This window comes from Kitasatospora sp. NBC_01302 (assembly GCF_035976515.1).
In the GTDB taxonomy this organism is placed as follows: domain Bacteria; phylum Actinomycetota; class Actinomycetes; order Streptomycetales; family Streptomycetaceae; genus Kitasatospora.
The window spans coordinates 4,875,465-4,892,618 of sequence record NZ_CP108404.1 but is presented as its reverse complement, the minus strand read 5'-3'; the positions used below and the strand labels follow the sequence as shown (position 1 = coordinate 4,892,618).

19 protein-coding genes are annotated in these 17,154 nt (G+C 72.0%); 6 read left to right on the top strand and 13 right to left on the bottom strand.

Features of this window, described 5'->3' with window-relative positions; translation table 11 throughout:
- Window positions 1-8: 8 nt before the first annotated feature.
- Both OG294_RS21150 and OG294_RS21145 read right to left on the bottom strand, forming a co-directional pair.
- Complete coding sequence (locus OG294_RS21150) at window positions 9-731, bottom strand: response regulator transcription factor (protein ID WP_327068077.1); 723 nt, start codon at window positions 729-731, stop codon at window positions 9-11.
- A complete protein-coding gene (locus OG294_RS21145) occupies window positions 728-1,999 on the bottom strand; it encodes a sensor histidine kinase (protein WP_327068076.1) in 1,272 nt (423 codons plus the stop codon). Before OG294_RS21145 ends, OG294_RS21150 begins: the two co-directional genes overlap by 4 nt.
- Window positions 2,000-2,250: 251 nt before the next feature.
- On the opposite strand from OG294_RS21145, the gene OG294_RS21140 reads away from it, so the two are divergent.
- Together OG294_RS21140 and OG294_RS21135 are read left to right on the top strand one after the other, a co-directional pair.
- Window positions 2,251-2,736, top strand: coding sequence for an NUDIX hydrolase (locus tag OG294_RS21140; RefSeq protein WP_327068075.1), 486 nt, complete (start codon window positions 2,251-2,253; stop codon window positions 2,734-2,736).
- 95 nt (window positions 2,737-2,831) lie between these two features.
- Window positions 2,832-3,416, top strand: coding sequence for a MarR family winged helix-turn-helix transcriptional regulator (locus tag OG294_RS21135; protein WP_327068074.1), 585 nt, complete (start codon window positions 2,832-2,834; stop codon window positions 3,414-3,416).
- A gap of 23 nt (window positions 3,417-3,439) precedes the next feature.
- Here the strand turns inward: OG294_RS21135 and OG294_RS21130 are convergent, their stop codons facing one another.
- From OG294_RS21130 to thiC, 5 genes are all read right to left on the bottom strand, one after another.
- Window positions 3,440-5,116 (bottom strand): DUF885 domain-containing protein, encoded by a 1,677-nt coding sequence (locus tag OG294_RS21130; RefSeq protein WP_327068073.1) that lies wholly within the window; start codon window positions 5,114-5,116, stop codon window positions 3,440-3,442.
- Between the two features lie 265 nt (window positions 5,117-5,381).
- Complete coding sequence (locus OG294_RS21125; RefSeq protein WP_327068072.1) at window positions 5,382-5,789, bottom strand: type II toxin-antitoxin system VapC family toxin; 408 nt, start codon at window positions 5,787-5,789, stop codon at window positions 5,382-5,384.
- Window positions 5,786-6,016, bottom strand: coding sequence for a FitA-like ribbon-helix-helix domain-containing protein (locus OG294_RS21120; RefSeq protein ID WP_327068071.1), 231 nt, complete (start codon window positions 6,014-6,016; stop codon window positions 5,786-5,788). The genes OG294_RS21125 and OG294_RS21120 overlap by 4 nt, the downstream gene beginning before the upstream one ends.
- A 185-nt stretch (window positions 6,017-6,201) precedes the next feature.
- Window positions 6,202-6,645, bottom strand: coding sequence for a BrxA/BrxB family bacilliredoxin (locus tag OG294_RS21115; protein ID WP_327068070.1), 444 nt, complete (start codon window positions 6,643-6,645; stop codon window positions 6,202-6,204).
- A 42-nt stretch (window positions 6,646-6,687) separates the two neighbouring features.
- Window positions 6,688-8,523 (bottom strand): phosphomethylpyrimidine synthase ThiC, encoded by a 1,836-nt coding sequence (gene thiC / locus OG294_RS21110; RefSeq protein ID WP_327068069.1) that lies wholly within the window; start codon window positions 8,521-8,523, stop codon window positions 6,688-6,690.
- Between the two features lie 354 nt (window positions 8,524-8,877).
- Here thiC and OG294_RS21105 point away from each other — a divergent pair, with 354 nt between their 5' ends.
- Window positions 8,878-9,084, top strand: coding sequence for a hypothetical protein (locus OG294_RS21105; protein WP_327068068.1), 207 nt, complete (start codon window positions 8,878-8,880; stop codon window positions 9,082-9,084).
- A gap of 266 nt (window positions 9,085-9,350) precedes the next feature.
- Window positions 9,351-10,841 (top strand): SPFH domain-containing protein, encoded by a 1,491-nt coding sequence (locus tag OG294_RS21100; protein WP_327068067.1) that lies wholly within the window; start codon window positions 9,351-9,353, stop codon window positions 10,839-10,841.
- A 72-nt stretch (window positions 10,842-10,913) separates the two neighbouring features.
- Here OG294_RS21100 and OG294_RS21095 read toward each other — a convergent pair whose 3' ends face one another.
- The 5 genes from OG294_RS21095 to OG294_RS21075 form a co-directional block, all read right to left on the bottom strand.
- Window positions 10,914-11,930: a hypothetical protein gene (locus OG294_RS21095; protein WP_327068066.1), complete on the bottom strand. Its 1,017-nt coding sequence runs from the start codon at window positions 11,928-11,930 to the stop codon at window positions 10,914-10,916.
- A gap of 50 nt (window positions 11,931-11,980) precedes the next feature.
- Window positions 11,981-12,676, bottom strand: coding sequence for a VC0807 family protein (locus OG294_RS21090; protein ID WP_327068065.1), 696 nt, complete (start codon window positions 12,674-12,676; stop codon window positions 11,981-11,983).
- Window positions 12,677-12,869: 193 nt separating this feature from the next.
- Window positions 12,870-13,070 carry a DUF5326 family protein gene (locus tag OG294_RS21085; RefSeq protein ID WP_327068064.1) on the bottom strand — a complete coding sequence of 67 codons (201 nt, stop codon included), beginning with the start codon at window positions 13,068-13,070 and terminating at the stop codon, window positions 12,870-12,872.
- A gap of 191 nt (window positions 13,071-13,261) precedes the next feature.
- A complete protein-coding gene (gene tenA, locus OG294_RS21080) occupies window positions 13,262-13,933 on the bottom strand; it encodes a thiaminase II (RefSeq protein WP_327068063.1) in 672 nt (223 codons plus the stop codon).
- A 44-nt stretch (window positions 13,934-13,977) separates the two neighbouring features.
- Complete coding sequence (locus OG294_RS21075) at window positions 13,978-14,295, bottom strand: cupin domain-containing protein (protein ID WP_327068062.1); 318 nt, start codon at window positions 14,293-14,295, stop codon at window positions 13,978-13,980.
- A gap of 59 nt (window positions 14,296-14,354) precedes the next feature.
- Here OG294_RS21075 and OG294_RS21070 point away from each other — a divergent pair, with 59 nt between their 5' ends.
- Together OG294_RS21070 and OG294_RS21065 are read left to right on the top strand one after the other, a co-directional pair.
- Window positions 14,355-14,732 carry a phage holin family protein gene (locus tag OG294_RS21070; RefSeq protein ID WP_327068061.1) on the top strand — a complete coding sequence of 126 codons (378 nt, stop codon included), beginning with the start codon at window positions 14,355-14,357 and terminating at the stop codon, window positions 14,730-14,732.
- 138 nt (window positions 14,733-14,870) lie between these two features.
- Window positions 14,871-15,407, top strand: a complete 537-nt coding sequence (locus OG294_RS21065) for an NUDIX hydrolase (protein ID WP_327071616.1) — start codon at window positions 14,871-14,873, stop codon at window positions 15,405-15,407.
- Window positions 15,408-15,419: 12 nt separating this feature from the next.
- On the opposite strand, the gene OG294_RS21060 is transcribed toward OG294_RS21065, so the two are convergent.
- Window positions 15,420-17,030: a globin domain-containing protein gene (locus tag OG294_RS21060; RefSeq protein WP_327068060.1), complete on the bottom strand. Its 1,611-nt coding sequence runs from the start codon at window positions 17,028-17,030 to the stop codon at window positions 15,420-15,422.
- Between the last annotated feature and the right edge of the window lie 124 nt (window positions 17,031-17,154).

Here is a 17,154-nt window from a genome sequence, read left to right as displayed (position 1 = left end):
CCTGCTGGTCAGCGGCGTCCGTAACCCGAGCCGCCACCACGGTGGTTGACCGGTTCGATGAGGTCGCGCTCAACCGCCTTGTTGACCGCGTCGATCCGCGAGACCGCGTCCAACTTGCCGAAGATGTTGCGCAGATGGCGCTTGACCGTGCCCTCGGTGATGCCGAGCCGGCCGGCGATCTGCCGGTTGCTCAGCGCCTGCGCGGCCCAGCCGAGCACCTCCACCTCGCGGCTGGAGAGCCCTCCTTGCTCCCCGGGCTCGCCGCCCGCCGGGCGGCGCAGGCTCTCCGGCGAGACCGAGACCGTGACGGTGCGCCGCGCACTGTCCTCGCGCTGACGGATGGTGGAGACCAGCGTCTCGCGGCTGACGCTCTTGTGCAGGTAGCCGCGCACCCCGAGCGAGAGCAACTCCTGGACCAGGCGCTGCCCGTCGTCCATGCTCAGCACGATGATGCGGGTCTCCGGATCCCGGTCCAGGATCCGGCGCACCGTCACCGGCGGGTCGTTCTCCGGCATCTCGATGTCCAGCAGCACCACGTCCGGGCGGTGCTGCCCGGCCATCCGGATCGCCTCGGTGCCGGTGCCGGCCTGCGCGACCACCTCGAAGCCCGGCTCGGTCTCCAGCAGGTCGCAAAGCGCGCCGCGCAGCAGTGTGTGGTCGTCGGCGACCAGGATCCGCACCGCCCCGGTCTCGGCCGGCACGGGCTGGACCTCGACCGGTTCGCCGGTCATTCGCCCGCCTGCCCCTCGATCGGTATCCAGATCCGCACCTGGGTGCCCTTGCCGGGCGTGGAGGCGATGTTTACCGTCCCGTGCAGCAGTTGGACCCGCTCGCGCATCCCGTCCAGGCCGTTGGAGGTGCCCTTGCCGCGCACCGTGCCCGGGTCGAAGCCGCGGCCGTCGTCCAGCACCTCGGCCTGCACCTCGTGCGGGGCGATGTCGATGTGCACCACGATGTTGCCGGCCTCCGCGTGCCGCAGCGCGTTGCGCAGGCACTCGCGGACGATGATGAACAGCTCCTCGGAGATCTGCCCCGGCACCCAGTCGTCCGAGCCCTTGACCCAGATCTGCACCTTGCCGGCGGCCTCCGCCATCGAGGCGGCGAAGCCCTTGAGCGCCGTCTCCAGCGAGCCGGAGACGTTGGAGCGGCGCAGCTCGGTGACCAGTTGGCGGGTGGTGTCCATGGCCTCCAGGACCGCCGCCTTGGCCGCCTTGACGTGCGGCGAGATGTCGTCGCCCGCGCGCAGCTCGTGCAGCTCCAGCTGGCGCATCGCCAGGCTCAGCGAGTTGCCGAGCTGGTCGTGGATCTCCCGGGCGAGCTTGCGCCGGCCCAGCTCGTGCAGCTCGCGCACCCGGCCGAGCAGGAAGGTGTCGTAGCCCACCGACCCGATCTCCAGGCGCCGGCTGACGCCCTCCTGCAACGAGCGCAGCGCGGCGGTGTAGTTCTCGTCGCGGGCGTGCGAGTGCGTCACCGCGGTCTCCAGCTCCTCGGCCCAGCGGGCCGGCGCGCCGCAGTCCACGCAGACCTCCGCGGGGTCGCGCGGGCGGCGCACGGCAGCCACCGCGTCCGCCTCTCCGGCCTCGGCGACCGCGGTGGCGAGGGCGGCCAGCACGATGTCCAGCAGCAGCATCCCGGCCCTTATCGAGTGGGTCAGGTGCAGCCCCTGGCGCAGCCGCTCACCGCCCAGGTTGACCACCTCGGCGATCTCGGTCCCGGTGACGGTGGCCCGGCCCTCGGCCAGGCTCACCGCACAGTCCATCAGGATCCGCCGGGCCTGGACGACGCACTGCTCCCAGGCCTCGGGATCGGCGACCAGCGGGCTGTTGATCTCCTGCAGGCCCGCCAGGTAGCGGGCCAGCACCTCCGGCTCCTGGCGGAGCAACCGCTGGGCCGGACCGTCCTCGTGCCCCAACCGGGCGCGGTGGGCCGGCGCGGGCAGTACCGCCAGCACCTCCGGCACCGGTCTTACCGGCGTCGAGCCCTTGTCTTCGACGTTCACTTGGCCGCCTTTCCCCCGAGGCCCCTGGAGTTCACTGCGTCAGTTCATCTCGTCGTCGGATCCGCTGCGGAGTTCATACCGCTTGGTGGGCTGCTCCTTCGCGGCCCAGCCGCTCGGGTTCAGCCTATTCGGGCACCCGGTCAATGCCAGCGATCCCGACCACTGATCGGTCACCTCGGGACCCAGCCCGCCGTACTGTGGCAAGTCGCCGGACCCACTGTCCGGCCTGATCACCCGGTTAGGCTCCCGGTATGGCTATTCCTCCCTTCCTCGCGGAGCTCCGTGCCCTGGTCGGCACCCGTCCGCTGTGGCTCACCGCCGTCTGCACCGTCGTCCTGGACGACCAGGACCGGGTGCTGCTCGGCCGCCGCTCGGACACCGGCGCGTGGGCGCTCGTCGGCGGCATCGTCGATCCGGGCGAGCAGCCCGCCGACGCGGCGGTGCGCGAGTGCTACGAAGAGACCGGCGTGCACGCGGTCCCCGAGCTGCTCACCTCGGTCACCGTGTCGCCGCTGATCACCTACCCCAACGGCGACCAGACCCAGTACCTGGAAGTCACCTTCCGCTGCCGCGCGGTGGGCGGCGAGGCCCGGGTCAACGACGAGGAGTCGCTGGAGGTGGCCTGGTTCGCGCAGGACGCGCTGCCCGAGCTGGACGCCTCCAACCAGGAGCGGCTGAAGCTCGCACTGGAGTGCACGGGCCGTACTGCGTTCACTCCGCCCGGCGCAATCGGCTGACGCAGCGTCAATCTCTGCTCGGGTAACGGTTGCCGTCCCGACGACCTGCGCGTTTGACTGCTCGTCATATCAGCCGGATAGAGTACTGATTCATTATGAAGCAGGTACACAACGCAGCCGAGCAGCCCACCCACGGTCTGGCACAGGACGCCGACGACTGCCTCTACGACCCCCGGATCCGCACCGTCCTCTCCGAGTTCACCCTCGGCAACGACACCCTCGCCCTGGAGGCCGCGGCCGCCGTGCGGGCCGCCTCGCACTCCGTGGAGCGGCTGCGCAGCCGCGGCGCCCAGGGCCGGGGCCTGAGCTCCGGCGCGCTGGACATCCTGATCCGGCTCGGCGCCACCACCGGCGAGGCGCTGAGCATCGGCGACCTGGCCCGCTCCGCCGACGTCAGCTCGCGCAACGTCACCGGGCTGGTCGACACCCTGGAGCGTGAGGGCCTGGCCGAGCGGGTGCCCGACCCGCACGACCGCCGCTCGGTGCTCACCCGGATCACCCCGGCCGGGCGCGGCTGGCTGGACACCTTCCGCGAGCCGGTCCAGCGCGCCATGGCGGGGGTGTTCCACGGCTTCACCCCCGCCGACCTCACCCAGCTGCGCCACCTGTGCCTGCGCGTGGTGGAGAACCAGCAGCGGCTGGAGCACTACCTCGCGCAGACCGAGGACGTCCTGCGCTGACCGCGCCGCCGGACGGGCCGGGGCTACAGCCCCGCGAGGTTGTCCGTCAGGTCGTCCAGCCCGAACGAGCCCTGCGAAATGGCCGCCATGTGCCAGGACTTGAGGTCGAAGGCGGCACCGCGGCGCTGCTGGGCGGCCGCCCGCCCGGCCAGCCAGGCGCGCTCGCCCAGCTTGTAGCCGATCGCCTGGCCCGGCAGACCGAGGTAGCGGGTCACCTCGCCCAGCTGGCGGGCCGGCGTGCTGCCCTCGTAGGCGGCCATGAACGCCAGGCCCAGCTCCGGCGTCCACTGCTCGCCGGGGTGGAAGGGGGAGTCGGCCGGGATCGCCAGCCGCAGGTGCATGCCGATGTCGATGATCACCCGGATGATCCGCAGCATCTGCTTGCCGAGGTAGCCGAGGTAGCGGCCCGGGTCGGCGAGGAAGCCCAGTTCGTGCATCAGCCGCTCGGCGTACAGCGCCCAACCCTCCACGTTGGCGCTGACCTTGCCGAGGGTGACCTGGTAGCGGCTGAGCTCGTCCTGCCGGGTCACCCACTGGGCGAGCTGGAGGTGGTGGCCCGGCACGCCCTCGTGGTACCAGGTGCTGACCAGCCGCCAGGTCGGGAAGCTCTGCTGGCCGAGGGTCGGCAGGTAGGTCCGGCCCGGCCGGCCGAAGTCCATGCTGGGGCCGGAGTAGTGCGGCGCCACCGAGCTGCCGGGCGGCGCGATCAGGGTCTCCACCCGGCGCAGCGGGCCCGCGATGTCGAAGTGGGTGCCGTCCAGCGCCTCGATCGCCTCCTCGATCAACTCCTGGAGCCAGGACCGGATGCCCTCCTCGCCCTCGATCCGGTGGCCGTGCTCGTTCAGGTGGGTCACGGCCTCGGCCAGGCTCGCCCCCGGCAGCACCCGGCGCGCCGCGTCCTCCATCTCGGCCAGCGTCCGGTGGAACTCGGACCAGCCCCACGCGTACGCCTCGGCGAGGTCCACGTCGGCCCCGGTCGAGCGCCGGGCCGAGCGCAGGTAGCGCTCCCGGCCGACCGCGTCCGGCACCCCGACGGCCGCCGGCGCGTAGTCGGAGCGCAGCCAGTCGCGGAACTCCGCGATCGCGGCGGTGGCCCGCAGCGCCGCCTCGTCCAGCTCGGCGCGCTGCCGCTCGGGACCGTCCGCCACGAAGCCGGTGAACCAGCTCGCCGTGCCGCTCTCCTCGCCGGTCCAGGCGGTCAACTGCTCGATCACGCCGTCGACCTGGCGCGGCGCGGAGAGCAGGCCGCGCGAGATGCCCTCGCTCAGGGTGGTCCGGAAGCCGTCCAGTGCGTCGGGCAGCGCGCGCAGCCGGTTCGCCACGTGCGACCAGTCGTCCGCGGTCCCGGTGTCCATCAGGGTGAAGATCCGGCGCAGCTGCTGCACCGGCGTGTGCAGCGTGCGCAGCCCGATGAAGTGGTCGCCCGCGTCGTGGCAGGCCAGCTCCGCCGTCAGCCGCTCGCGCAGCAGCCGCGCGCAGGCCGCCTCGACGGGGCCCTCGCCGGCCGGGGCAGCGTCCAGCAGGGCCAGCGTCCCGCGGTCCAGTTCGGCCTTGGCCTCGTAGCCCTCCGGCGACAGGTCCGGCAGCCGGTCCAGCCCGACCGGATCCCCCAACCACTGTGCGGTCGCCGGGTCCTGGGCGGCCACCTGTTCGACGTAGGCATCGGCGATCCGGCGCGGGGTGAGCTTCGTATCTGGCATGCGCCCATCCTGTCCCAGCGAAGGCAGCGCTGTCAGCACACCAACGAGGTGTCCGCGGCCGGGCCGGCTGGCATACGATCATGATCGTTGACAGACTCCGACACCGATCCGGGACGGCAGCCGTGCGCACCCCCCTCGCCGAGGCGTGCCATCGCGGACAGCCGCACCTGCCGCCACGAGCCGACCGGCCCGACCACGCCGATCACCCCCGCAGCGCAGTTCGCCGGCTTCAGCAAAGGCACCACCAGGATGAGTTGCGGTCGGTCTATGGGCGGATCGAGGCGAACACCTCGACCTCGCACTTTGCCGCACCGCTGCGTTTGATCCTCGCGTCACTGGTGATCAGCGGTGCGCCGAGGGCTTCCGCCAGCGCGACGTACTGGGCGTCGTAGGCGCTGAGGTTGGCGTGCAGCGTCTTCACCCGGTCCCAGAACGGCAGCGTCTCCCGTTTGGCGATGGGAAGCATGCGGTATGCGGCGACCGCCCGCTCCACTTCCTTCCCGGCCAGCTTGCCGCCACGCCGCATGCCGAGGAGGGCCGACTGGATCTCGTAGTCCAGGAGAGTGGGAGCGTAGACGTCCCCAGCCTCGGCCACCCGGCTCCGGATGAGCTCTCCGTCGGGACTGTGGGCCGTGAGGACCAGGACGAGCGCGGAGCAGTCGATGACGATCAACGCCCGGCTCGCCCCTCGTCGATGGCAGCGAGGATATCGGCGGCGCTGACGTCGGCGGTGGTCTCCCGGTTCAGCCGCTCCATCATCTCCGCCATGGTGGGCTTGGACGCTTCCCTGGCGATCAGATCCTGCATGAATGCCTGGAGCGACTTGCCGGCCTGGGCGGCGCGAACCTTCAGGGTCTGGATCTGATCGTCCGGGACATCCCGGATGGTGAGCGCTGTCATATCTGCACTCTAGCGCCACTAGCTGCAAAGTGCAGATAGCGGCGAGCCCTCCCCTGACGTCCAGGAGAGGGCTCGCCCATGGTGCGGGTCATGCCCTCCACCTGCTGGCAACGGTCGAGGGGAGACCCGTCTCTGGCGGTCTCCGGTCGAGGCAGGGACCATACCGCAGCCGTGGCCGGTCGGGACTACTCGCCGAACTCGTCGAACACGTCGCCGAGGTCCCTGGCCACTGCCTGGGCATCACGCCCCTCGATACGGTGGCGCGGCATGAAGTACACCAGCTCGCCATCCTTGAACACCGCGAACGACGGCTCGGACGGCGGGATGTCCGCGAAATACGAGCGCATCCGCGCGGTGGCTTCCAGGTCCTGCTCGGCAAAGACCGTCAGCAGCCGGTTCGGGCGCTTGGAGGTGTTCTCCAGGGCGATGCGGGCGCCGGGGCGGGCCATGCCAGCCGCACAGCCGTAGACCGCGTTGATGGCCACGAGAGTCAGGCCACTCTCCGCTTCCTTCATCGCGGCGTCCACGTCGTCGGTGGTCAGCAGTTCCTTGAATGTGCCCGCGTCCGAAGTCCGGACAAGTGTGTTGTCCTCCGCCTTCCGTGCACGGACACGCTGCCGCCCCGGCAAGCGTCGAAGCCCACCGGGGCGGCAGCGAGGTGCAGTTGGACGTCAGTCCGCCAGCGGCAGGTACACCCGGTTGCCGTGCTCCGCGAACTCGGCCGACTTCTCGGCCATGCCCGCCAGCGCCGCCGCGTCGAAGTCGGTGCTGACCGCCGTCGAGCCGTCGCCGTGCTCGTCGCGGATCTTCTGGCTGATCTTCATCGAGCAGAACTTCGGCCCGCACATCGAGCAGAAGTGCGCCGTCTTCGCGGGTTCGGCCGGCAGCGTCTCGTCGTGGAAGGCGCGGGCGGTCTCCGGGTCGAGGGCCAGGTTGAACTGGTCCTCCCAGCGGAACTCGAAGCGGGCGTCGGAGAGCGCGTCGTCCCAGGCCTGGGCGCCGGGGTGGCCCTTGGCCAGGTCGGCCGCGTGGGCGGCGATCTTGTAGGTGATCACGCCGGTCTTGACGTCGTCGCGGTTGGGCAGGCCCAGGTGCTCCTTGGGCGTGACGTAGCAGAGCATCGCCGTGCCCCACCAGGCGATCATGGCGGCGCCGATGCCGGAGGTGATGTGGTCGTAGCCGGGCGCGACGTCGGTGGTGAGCGGGCCCAGGGTGTAGAAGGGGGCCTCGTCGCAGATCTCCTTCTGGAGGTCCATGTTCTCCCGGATCTTGTTCATCGGGACGTGGCCCGGGCCCTCGATCATCACCTGCACGTCGCGCTCGCGGGCGATCCGGCCGAGCTCGCCGAGCGTCTGCAGCTCGGCGAACTGCGCCTCGTCGTTGGCGTCCGCGATCGAGCCCGGGCGCAGGCCGTCGCCGAGCGAGAAGGTGACGTCGTAGGCGCGCAGGATGTCGCAGAGTTCCTCGAAGTTGGTGTAGAGGAAGTTCTCCTGGTGGTGCGCCAGGCACCAGGCGGCCATGATCGAGCCGCCGCGCGAGACGATGCCGGTCTTGCGGCGGGCGGTCATCGGGACGTAGCGCAGCAGCACGCCGGCGTGCACCGTCATGTAGTCGACGCCCTGCTCGCACTGCTCGATGATGGTGTCGCGGTAGACCTCCCAGCTCAGCTCCTCGGCCTTGCCGTCCACCTTCTCCAGCGCCTGGTAGAGCGGCACGGTGCCGATCGGCACCGGGGAGTTGCGCAGGATCCACTCGCGGGTGGTGTGGATGTTGCGGCCGGTGGAGAGGTCCATCACCGTGTCGGCGCCCCAGCGGGTGGCCCAGGTCATCTTCTCCACCTCCTCCTCGATGGAGGAAGTGACCGCGCTGTTGCCGATGTTGGCGTTGATCTTCACCAGGAAGTTGGTGCCGATGATGGCCGGCTCGACCTCGGGGTGGTTCACGTTCAGCGGGATGACGGCCCGGCCGCGCGCCACCTCCTCGCGGACGAACTCCGCCGCGAGGCCCTCGCGCAGTGCGATGAACTCCATCTCGGGGGTGATGATGCCCCGCTTGGCGTAGGCGAGTTGGGTGACGGCGACGCCGTCACGGGCGCGCAGCGGGCGGCGCGGGCGGCCGGGGAAGACCGCGTCCAGGTTGCGCAGGTTGCCGCCGCGCGGGGAGGTGTGCTTGATCCCGTCGTCCTCGGGGCGGGCCTCGCGGCCGTCGTACTCCTCGACGTCGCCGCGCTGGCGGATCCACGGGTCGCGCAGCGCGGGCAGGCCGCGGCGCACGTCCGGCTCGAAGGCGGCGTCGGTGTACGGGCCGGAGGTGTCGTACAGCGGGACGGTGCGGCCGTTGGTCAGCTGCACCTCGCGGTAGGGGACCCGCAGGTCGGGGCGGGAGCCCTCGCGGTAGGCCTTGCGCCAGGCCGGCGTGGGGTACCCGGTGGACGCGCTGCGCACCCCGCTGCTGGCGGTCGCGGCGCTCTCGTCGGCGCCCGGACGTGCGTCATCAAAAACGGTCATCAGACCCTCTACTCCCTACGCCGGCATTACCCGGTCAGGTTCCTGCGGTCGACGCAGCGGTCGGTCCACGGCCGGTGTTCTACGGCCCTGGGCCCTTCAGCGCCCTCTCAGCCCGGTGCTCCGAGCTCCCGTGGGCAGGCGGACTTGCCTGCCCGAAGCGTCCTCACGGTAACCGGGGCGCAGCACCGCGGTCCAGTAGGGGTCCGGCCACCGATACCCGCGCCGGCCGGCGACCGGCCCCGCCCGGCGCACCCGCCACCGCCGGGCCGTCCGACCCGTGGGCCACACTGGTGGCGCAAACCGCGCGCACCGGGCGGTGGTTGGCGTTCATGGGCTTCAGAGGGGGCGAGTCGGATGATCGGCTACACGGGGCGGGTGACCGGCAAGGTGGGAGCGGGGCTGGTCGGCGAGGTGATGCTGGCGGTGCCGGAGCGGCAGAGCAGCGAGGCCTTCCTCGCCTACCTGGCGCTGCCGGGCGAGGCGCTGCCCGTCGGCACCCCGGTGGTGGTGGTCGAGTACCAGCCGCCGCGCACCGTCTACGTCGCCCCGGCCATGGGCTGAACCCTGGCGGCGCCCCGGGGCCGGGGCAGCGGATCCCACCCGGTACGGGGCGCCCGTCACGGCAACTCGCGCCCCGTACTGCGTCGCGTTCGGTGATCGTCGAGCACGGCCGGTGACGGGTTGTCACAGTGGTGCGGGACACGCCGGAGCTGACTTCCCATGAGATCGAAAGAGGCGCACAATCTCGACTCGCCACCGCGTTCCGCGCAATCCTGCACAACCGAGCGCAGCCACGGAGCGGTGTGCCCTGAAGGGGGAAAAAGCCGATGTTGATCGGCACCATCGCGGGGATCGTCGCCGCGGCAGTCGTGATCGTGATCGTGCTCTTCAAGATGTGCTGGCGCGTCGCCGAGCCCAATGAAGCACTGATCATCTCCGGTTCGAAGCACCGCACCGAAGGCCTCGCCGAGGGCCTGGGCTTCCGGGTGGTGACCGGGCGCGGGACGCTGGTCACCCCCGGCATCCAGACCGTGCGCAAGCTCTCGCTCGACCTCAACGAGGCCGACCTGGACGTCGAGTGCGTGACCTCGCAGGGGATCCCGGTCCAGGTCAAGGGCGTGGTGATCTTCAAGGTCGGCGACGACACCGTCTCGATCGCCAACGCCGCGCGCCGCTTCCTGGACCAGCAGAAGATGATGGGCCAGCGGGTCCACAACGTCTTCGCCGGACACCTGCGCTCGATCGTCGGCGGGCTGACCGTCGAGGAGATGATCCGCGACCGCGAGCGGCTGACCGGGGAGACCCGGGCGGCCTCCGGGACCGAGATGGAGAAGCTCGGTCTGATCATCGACTCGCTGCAGATCCAGGAGATCCTGGACCCGACCGGCTACATCAAGAACCTGGCCGCCCCGCACGCCGCCGCCGTCCAGCGCGACGCGCGCATCGCGGCCGCCGCGGCCGACCGCGAGGCCACCGAGGCCGAGCAGGAGGCCTTCGCCCGCAAGGCCGAGGCGACCCGCAACTCGGGGATCCAGCAGGCCGGCTACCAGGCCGAGATGGACACCGCGGCTGCCCGCGCCCTGCAGGCCGGCCCGCTGGCCCAGGCCGCCTCCCGCCAGGAGGTCGTGGTCCAGGAGACCAAGGTCGCCGAGCTGGAGGGTCACCGCAAGGAGCAGCAGCTGCAGGCCGAGGTCCGCAAGCCGGCCGACGCCCGCGCCTACGAGACCCGCACCAAGGCCGAGGCCGACCGCGACGCGCGGATCTCCGCCGCCGAGGCGCAGGCCCGGGAGACCGAGCTGAAGGCCGCGGCCGAGGCGAACCGGGTGAAGATCGCCGCGCAGGCCGAGGCCGAGGCCACCAAGGCCCGCGGCCTGGCCTCCGCCGAGTCCACCCGCGCCACCGGGCAGGCCGAGGCCGCCGCGGCCGAGGCCAAGGGTCTGGCCGCCGCCGAGGCGGCCCGCGCCCTCGGTCTGGCCGAGGCCGAGGCGATCAAGGCCCGTGCGGCCGCCCTCGCCGAGAACCAGGAGGCGGTGGTCGCCCAGCAGCTCGCCGAGCACTGGCCGGAGATCGTCCGGGCCGGCGCCGAGGCCTTCGGCAACGTCGAGCACATGGTGCTGCTCAACGGCGCGGAGGGGATGGGCGAGATGTTCGCCAAGGCGCTCACCATGGGCGGCACCGGCCTCGGCCTGGCCCGCCAGCTGCTGAGCTCCATGAACGGCACGGACGCCCCCGCGGCGGCCGAGCACGACGTCACGGGCAGCGGTACCCACCGGGGCGGCACCCAGACGATCCCGGTCCAGGGCGAACCGACCGCCTGATCGTCCGTCACCAGCATGACCTGAGTGGCCCGTTCCGCCCCCCGCGCGGAACGGGCCACTCGTCTGTGGGGGTCAGTCGCGGTAGGCCTCGGCCAAGGCCGCGAAGACCCGCTTCGGGCGCCGGCCCGGGCGCTCCCCGGCACCGTCGAGCCCGTCGGCCGGCAGCACCGCGACCACGCCGTACGAGCCGAGGTCGAGGTCGAACCGCTGCTCCGGGCGGTGCGGCGCCCGGTAGTGGGCGAAGGTGAACCAGAACGCCGAGTCCACCCCGGCCTCCTCGAACTCGGCCAGCAGCTCCCCGAGGTAGCGGACCTGTTCGTCCTCGTCCCGCACCAGCGGTTCGGTGACGTACTCGACGCCGTCCGGCCCGTACTCCGTCACCGCCCAGCCCATCCCGCCGCGCGCCCCGGCGCCCTGGTAGGCGCAGCAGCCGAACTCGGTGACCACCACCGGCTTGCCGTGCCGGAAGTGGGCGCGCAACTGCTCCTGGTAGCGCGGGGCGTTGCCGGCGTCCCGGTAGGCGTCCACACCGACCAGGTCGAAGGGCGTCCAGTCGACGTGCTCCCAGATGCCCGAGGCGTAGCTGAGCCGGCCGTGGAACTGCTCGCGGGCGGTGGCGGCGGCCCGGGCCAGGAAGGCGTTCAGCCGGGCACCGGCGTCCTTGAGGCCCGCGCGCACCGCGGGGTCGGTGCTGGTCAGGTTCGCCAGCCGGGCCGGGAAGTCCTCGCCCGGCAGGAACCCGGCGGCGAAGAGGCTGAGTTCGCAGCCCAGCACCAGCACCACCTCGGCGCCCAGCGAGCGGATCCGCTCGGCCCGCCGGGCGCAGTCGGCGAAGAGCGGCAGCAGCTGGTCCTGGGCCAGGTCGCAGGGGAACGGCGCGAACCAGACCTGGAGGCCGTACGCCGCGGCGAACTCGGCCGCCAGCTCGATCCGCTGCGGATCGGCGCCGGAGATCCGCACCGCGGTGCAGTGCAACTCCTCGGCGATCACCCGCATTTCCTCGCGCACCACGGCGGGCTCGAAGGAGCTCCGGGAGATCTCGCCGACCGGGGCGAAGCCGGTGTCGTAGTTGATGCCCTTGCCGCGCATGGCCGTTCTTCTCTCTCGCTACGGGTCGGTGGGAGGTGGGTCGGGGCTGTTCAGGCCTGGTCGGCGAGCATCTTCTTGAGCAGCTCGGCGGACGGACCGCTGACCAGGCCGGCCAGCGCGATCGCGCCGACCAGGAAGACGGTGGGCAGCCAGACCATCGTGGCCAGCGGCAGCGTGTAGGCCCCGACCACCCGGGCCGCGCACTCCAGCAGCAGGGCCGCGCCCCAGATCAGCGAGTGCCGCCGGGTGGCCTTCGCGAAGGCCGGCGACCCCGCGGCCAGCCGCTCCCAGGCGGCCTCCAGCCGGGCGTCGCCGCGGGTCAGGAACGGGCGCAGGCCGGCGGCCATCAGCGGGTTGCCGCGCAGTGCGGAGACCAGGATGCCGCCGCCGATCGCGCTGCTGACCAGGCCGTCCTTGGCGATCATCAGCCGCGGGTCGCCGGTCAGGAAGGTGGCCAGCAGGCCGACCAGGTTGACCACCAGCATCAGGCCCGCCAGCCCGTTGACCCTGCGGTCGCGGACCAGGCCGTGGACCGTGCGCACGGCCGGCAGCAGGCTGCTGACCATCAGCGCGCCGACCATGCTCACCCCGAGGACCGAGTGCGCGGCGTAGTAGACGCCCAGCGGCACCGCGACGTCGACCGCCAGCGGCAGCAGGGCGGTCACCAGCGGGTTGCCGGCCTTGGCGGCAGTGGCGGCAGTGGCGGCGGCGGTGGTGCTCGGCTGCAGGGTGCTGGTCTCGCTCATGGTCCGGTCCTCCCGTTGGTCCCGCTCGGCTACGAGGTAGAGACTCCCAGTCGGAGCTGACCGGCCATCAGTGCCTGATGTCGCCAGTGCCGCATGACAGCTGTCATGCCGCGCACCGGCGGTTGTCACGAAACGCCGCGGCGCCCGTCACCTGCGGTGCAGGTACGGGCGCCGGAGCGGAGGCGGCGTTGGATCAGCCCTTGGCGGCCTTCTTGACCAGGATCACCACCGCGGCGGCGATGCCGACCACGATCAGCGCCTTGAAGGCGAACCAGATGATCGCACTGACCACGCCGAGGACCATGCCGAGAAGGTTGATGGCGAGGATCAGCACCAGGATCGGGACCACGACGTTGCGCATCCAGGACGGCAGCGACTTCCAGATCTCAGCCATTTCGGTTCCTTTTCTCCCTTGCGGGTCCGGCCCTTGATCGCCGCATCCCGTCCGCTTTCGGTACTTCGATCGTACGAGGGCGCCGTAGCGGAAACGAGAGTTCAGGCCCCTGAGAGAACCCGGAGACGGCCCTGACCCCGGTCCCTCAGGGTCGCCCTTACCGGTGGCTTACGCCCGCCGGGCGCGGGCGGTCAGACCGGCCAGCCCTCGCCCCGCCAGGCGGCGTCCCAGAACATCCACTCGTACCGGGTGGTGGTGCGCACGTGCTCGTGCACCCGCCGCCGCTCGGCCGCCCCGAGCTGCTCGCCGAGCCGGTCGGTGAGCGCCAGCACCCGGCGCACCACCGACTGGAAGGACTCCTCGCCGTAGACCGCGATCCACCGCGCGTAGAGCGGATCGGGGGAGGAGCGGGCGAGCAGTTGCTCGCCCACCTTGGCGTAGACCCAGTAGCAGGGCAGCACGGCCGCCACCGCCTCCGCGAAGGATCCGCCGTAGGCGGTGGCGAGCAGGTAGCTGGTGTAGGCCCGGGTGGTCGGCAGCACCGGCAGGGCGGCGGCCTCGGCCGCGCTGTGGCCGAAGACGGCGAGGAACTCCGCGTGCATGCCCTGCTCGGCGGCGAGCGCCCCGATCGCGTCGTCGGCGAAGGCCCGCACCTCCTCCTCGCCCGGCGCCTTGGCCGCGCAGACGGCCAGCGCCCTGGCGTAGTCGCGCAGGTAGTGCGAGTCCTGGACGACGAAGTGGGCGAAGGCCTCGCGCGGCAGCGTGCCGTCGGTCAGACCGGCCAGGAACGGGTGCTCGAGGATCTTGGTGTAGACCGGCGCGACGCTCTCGGCCCACAGCTCCTCGGTCAGGGTCTGGGTCATGTCAGCGACCCTACGTTCCGCCTGCCGGAGGATCACGGGCAGCCTCAGTCCTCCGGCGGCGAGAAGACCACCAGCACCCGCAGCTCCTCGGTGATGTGGTGGAACCGGTGCGGCACCCCGGCCGGCACGAAGACCACGCTGCCGCGCCCCACCGTGCAGGTCTCCTCCCCCACGGTCAGCGAGGCCCGCCCGCTGACCACCTGGTAGAGCTCGTCCTGCGGGTGCGCGGACTGGGTGTCCTGTTCACCGGGCGCGAGCGCGTACAGGCCCGCCGACATGGTGCCCTCCTTGAGGAAGCGCAGATAGGCGCCCTGCTGCCCGGCCCGGTGCCGATCGAGCTCGTCGAGTCGAAAGACCTTCATCCGCTGCTCCTCCTGTAGGTGCTTCCACCGGCCGCCTGGGCCTGCGACCATGCGGAAGCATGAAGCACTTCGTGGTCAAGACCCTCATCAACGCGGCAGCCATCTGGGTGGCCGCCTGGATCGTCAACGGCATCACCCTGTCCGGCGGGGACTGGAAGCAGAAGACGCTGACGGTGATCGCCGTCGCGCTGATCTTCGGGGTGGTCAACTGGCTGATCAAGCCCCTGGTGAAGTTCTTCTCGTTCCCGCTGTTCATCCTGTCGCTGGGGCTGATCACCTTCGTGATCAATGCGCTGATGTTCTGGCTGACCTCCTTCGCCTCCGACCGCCTGAAGCTCGACTTCCACGTCGAGGGCTTCGTCCCCGCCCTGCTCGGCTCGCTGATCATCAGCGTGGTGGCCTGGGGCCTGCACCTCGCGATCGGCGACGAGGACTGAACCGACGAGGACTGGAGCGTCGTCGGCCGAGCAGACGACGGCTGAGCCGTTCGGCCGGACATTTCGCTCGCGCGTGCGAGTTTCGGGCTCCCTGAGCTGCGGGATGCTCCGGCACAGGAGCATCCGGAGGTGACCCACGTGGCCCAGGTGACGCCGCACCCCCGTCCGGTGGTCAAACGCACCGCACGGGCGATCCTGCTCGACCTGCCGAGCGACGACCCCTGGCAGGGCACCGCCGAGCTGATCGTGATCAAGCGCACCAGGCCGGGAGCGCCTCCGTACTGGATCACCCCGGGCGGGGGCGTGGAGCCCGAGGACCGCACCGTGACCGACGCACTGCACCGCGAGGTGGACGAGGAGCTGGGCGGCAAGGTGGTCGACGTGGTGCCCGCCTTCGTGGACACCGTCGCCCACCACCACCACGAGGACGGCAGCCCGGCCCATCCGCACGGGGTCAAGGTGCAGCACTTCTTCGTCTGCCGGCTGGCCGCGCTGGACCCGGCGCTGCGGCACGGACCCGAGGTGGACGAGCCGCGCGGCGAGTACGAGATCGTCCGGCTGCCGTTCACCCGCGAGGGCGTCACCTCGGTCAACCTGGTGCCGCCCTCGCTGCGCGCCTACCTGGCCGCCAACATCGAAGGGGTGCGCGCGCTGCTCGCCCCCGACCTGGGCTGAGGCCTGCCGGGTTCAGCTCTGCCCGTCGGGCAGGTCGTGGTGCAGGTGCTCGGCCCGCACCCCCGAGCGCAGCAGCGCGGCAGCCGAGCGGCGCACCATCGCCGCCGGACCGCTGAGGTAGGCGTGGTGCCCGTCCCACGGACCGTTGCGCACCACCACGTCACCCAGCAGCCCGCGCAGCGCACCGTCGCCGCCGGGCTCCTCGTCCGGTTCGGAGACCACCGGGCAGACCGTGAGCCAGGCGTGCCGCCGCGCCGACTCCTGCAGCTCCGGCAGCTGGTAGAGGTCGGCGTGCAGCCGGGCGCCGTAGAAGACCGCCACCTGGCGCCCGGCCGGGTTGCCGTGCGCGGCCAACTCCTCGACCAGCGCGGCGATCGGCGCGATCCCGGTACCGCCGCCCAGGCAGAGCAGCGGGGCCGGCACGGCGTGGTCGAGCACCATGCTCCCGGCGGGCGGACCCAGCCGCAGCACGTCCCCGGGCGCCGCCCGGCGCACCAGCGCGCTGCTCACCCAGCCGGCCTGCAGGGCCTTGACGTGGAAGGTCAGCAGCCCGTCGGGGCGCGGCGCGGTGGCGAACGAGAAGTGCCGCCAGACCCGCGGCCACCAGGGCGTCTCCAGGCTGGTGTACTGGCCGGCCCGGTACGGGTAGGCCTGGTCGGGCCGCACGGTGATCGCCGCCACGTCCCGGCCCAGCCTCCGGTGCGAGACCACCTCGGCCTGCCACCAGGGCGGCGAGCCGACGGCCGCCTGCTCGGCGGCCTCGATCATGATCCGGGAGACCAGCCCGTAGACCCGGCGCCAGGCCAGCTCGGCCTCGGCGTCCCAGCGGGTGCCGCAGTACCGCGCGAGCGTCGCCACCAGGCACTCGCCCACCGGCGCGTAGTGGCCGCTGAGCGTGCCGTACTTGCGGTGGCCCTGGCCGAGCCGGGCCAGGTAGGCGGTCAGGCCCGCCGGGTCGTCGGCGCTGCGGGCGGCCTGGAGCAGGGCCCGGAAGAGGCGGTCGCGCTGCACGTCCATGGCGGCGGGGAAGAGCGAGCGCACCTCGGGGTGGTGCAGGAAGATCAGCGCGTAGAAGTGTGCGGTGGCCCGGTCCGCCACCGGCTCGACCACCGCCAGGGTGGCCCGGATCAGCTCCAGGTCGCGGGCGGTGGGCGGTTGGGCGGCGTCGACCGGGGCGGCCGGTGCGAACTGCCCGGGAGCGGGACCGGGGACGGTGGGCGGGCCCGGCGCCGCCCAGGCCTGGCTCCAACCATCGCCCGGTCCGGTCCAGTTGAGGCCGGGGGCCCAGCGGAACAGCGGCTCGATGGCCGGGCGGGGCTCGGCGGCGGGGGCGGGGCGCACCAGGTCGAGCGCCGAACCGGCCGGAGCGGCGACCGACGGGGCGACCGGCGCGGGGCCGACCGGCAGGGGAGTGACCGGCGGGGTGGTGGCCGGTGGGGCGGCGGGCGGTACGGCCGGCGGCTCGGTCGGCATCGGCGGCACGACCTGCCCGGTCGGCTGGGGCGCCACCGGCGTCGGCAGCGGCGTCGTCATCCCCGGCACCGAGGTGGCCGCGGCCGACCCCTGCCCCGAGCGGACCAGCATCGCGGCGAGCGATTTCACGGTGACCTGTCGCGTGCTCAAGAGAATCGTTTCGCCTCCGGTCGTCCCAGCAACGCCTCCAGCAGCGTGGCACGGCCGAACAGCTGATCCGACAAATCGCGCAAACGCCGGACGGACGCCCGGTCCGCGCGCTAGGGTCGCTCCC

What these genes read in the sequence shown, in the direction of transcription:
- OG294_RS21120 (WP_327068071.1), bottom strand. Translation starts at nt 6,016, where the DNA reads ATGACAGCGCTCACCATCCGGGATGTCCCGGACGATCAGATCCAGACC.
- OG294_RS21105 (WP_327068068.1), top strand. Translation starts at nt 8,878, where the DNA reads ATGATCGGCTACACGGGGCGGGTGACCGGCAAGGTGGGAGCGGGGCTG.
- OG294_RS21095 (WP_327068066.1), bottom strand. Translation starts at nt 11,930, where the DNA reads ATGCGCGGCAAGGGCATCAACTACGACACCGGCTTCGCCCCGGTCGGC.
- OG294_RS21085 (WP_327068064.1), bottom strand. Translation starts at nt 13,070, where the DNA reads ATGGCTGAGATCTGGAAGTCGCTGCCGTCCTGGATGCGCAACGTCGTG.
- OG294_RS21070 (WP_327068061.1), top strand. Translation starts at nt 14,355, where the DNA reads ATGAAGCACTTCGTGGTCAAGACCCTCATCAACGCGGCAGCCATCTGG.
- OG294_RS21075 (WP_327068062.1), bottom strand. Translation starts at nt 14,295, where the DNA reads ATGAAGGTCTTTCGACTCGACGAGCTCGATCGGCACCGGGCCGGGCAG.
- OG294_RS21135 (WP_327068074.1), top strand. Translation starts at nt 2,832, where the DNA reads ATGAAGCAGGTACACAACGCAGCCGAGCAGCCCACCCACGGTCTGGCA.
- OG294_RS21140 (WP_327068075.1), top strand. Translation starts at nt 2,251, where the DNA reads ATGGCTATTCCTCCCTTCCTCGCGGAGCTCCGTGCCCTGGTCGGCACC.
- OG294_RS21130 (WP_327068073.1), bottom strand. Translation starts at nt 5,116, where the DNA reads ATGCCAGATACGAAGCTCACCCCGCGCCGGATCGCCGATGCCTACGTC.
- OG294_RS21150 (WP_327068077.1), bottom strand. Translation starts at nt 731, where the DNA reads ATGACCGGCGAACCGGTCGAGGTCCAGCCCGTGCCGGCCGAGACCGGG.
- OG294_RS21090 (WP_327068065.1), bottom strand. Translation starts at nt 12,676, where the DNA reads ATGAGCGAGACCAGCACCCTGCAGCCGAGCACCACCGCCGCCGCCACT.
- thiC (WP_327068069.1), bottom strand. Translation starts at nt 8,523, where the DNA reads ATGACCGTTTTTGATGACGCACGTCCGGGCGCCGACGAGAGCGCCGCG.
- tenA (WP_327068063.1), bottom strand. Translation starts at nt 13,933, where the DNA reads ATGACCCAGACCCTGACCGAGGAGCTGTGGGCCGAGAGCGTCGCGCCG.
- OG294_RS21100 (WP_327068067.1), top strand. Translation starts at nt 9,351, where the DNA reads ATGTTGATCGGCACCATCGCGGGGATCGTCGCCGCGGCAGTCGTGATC.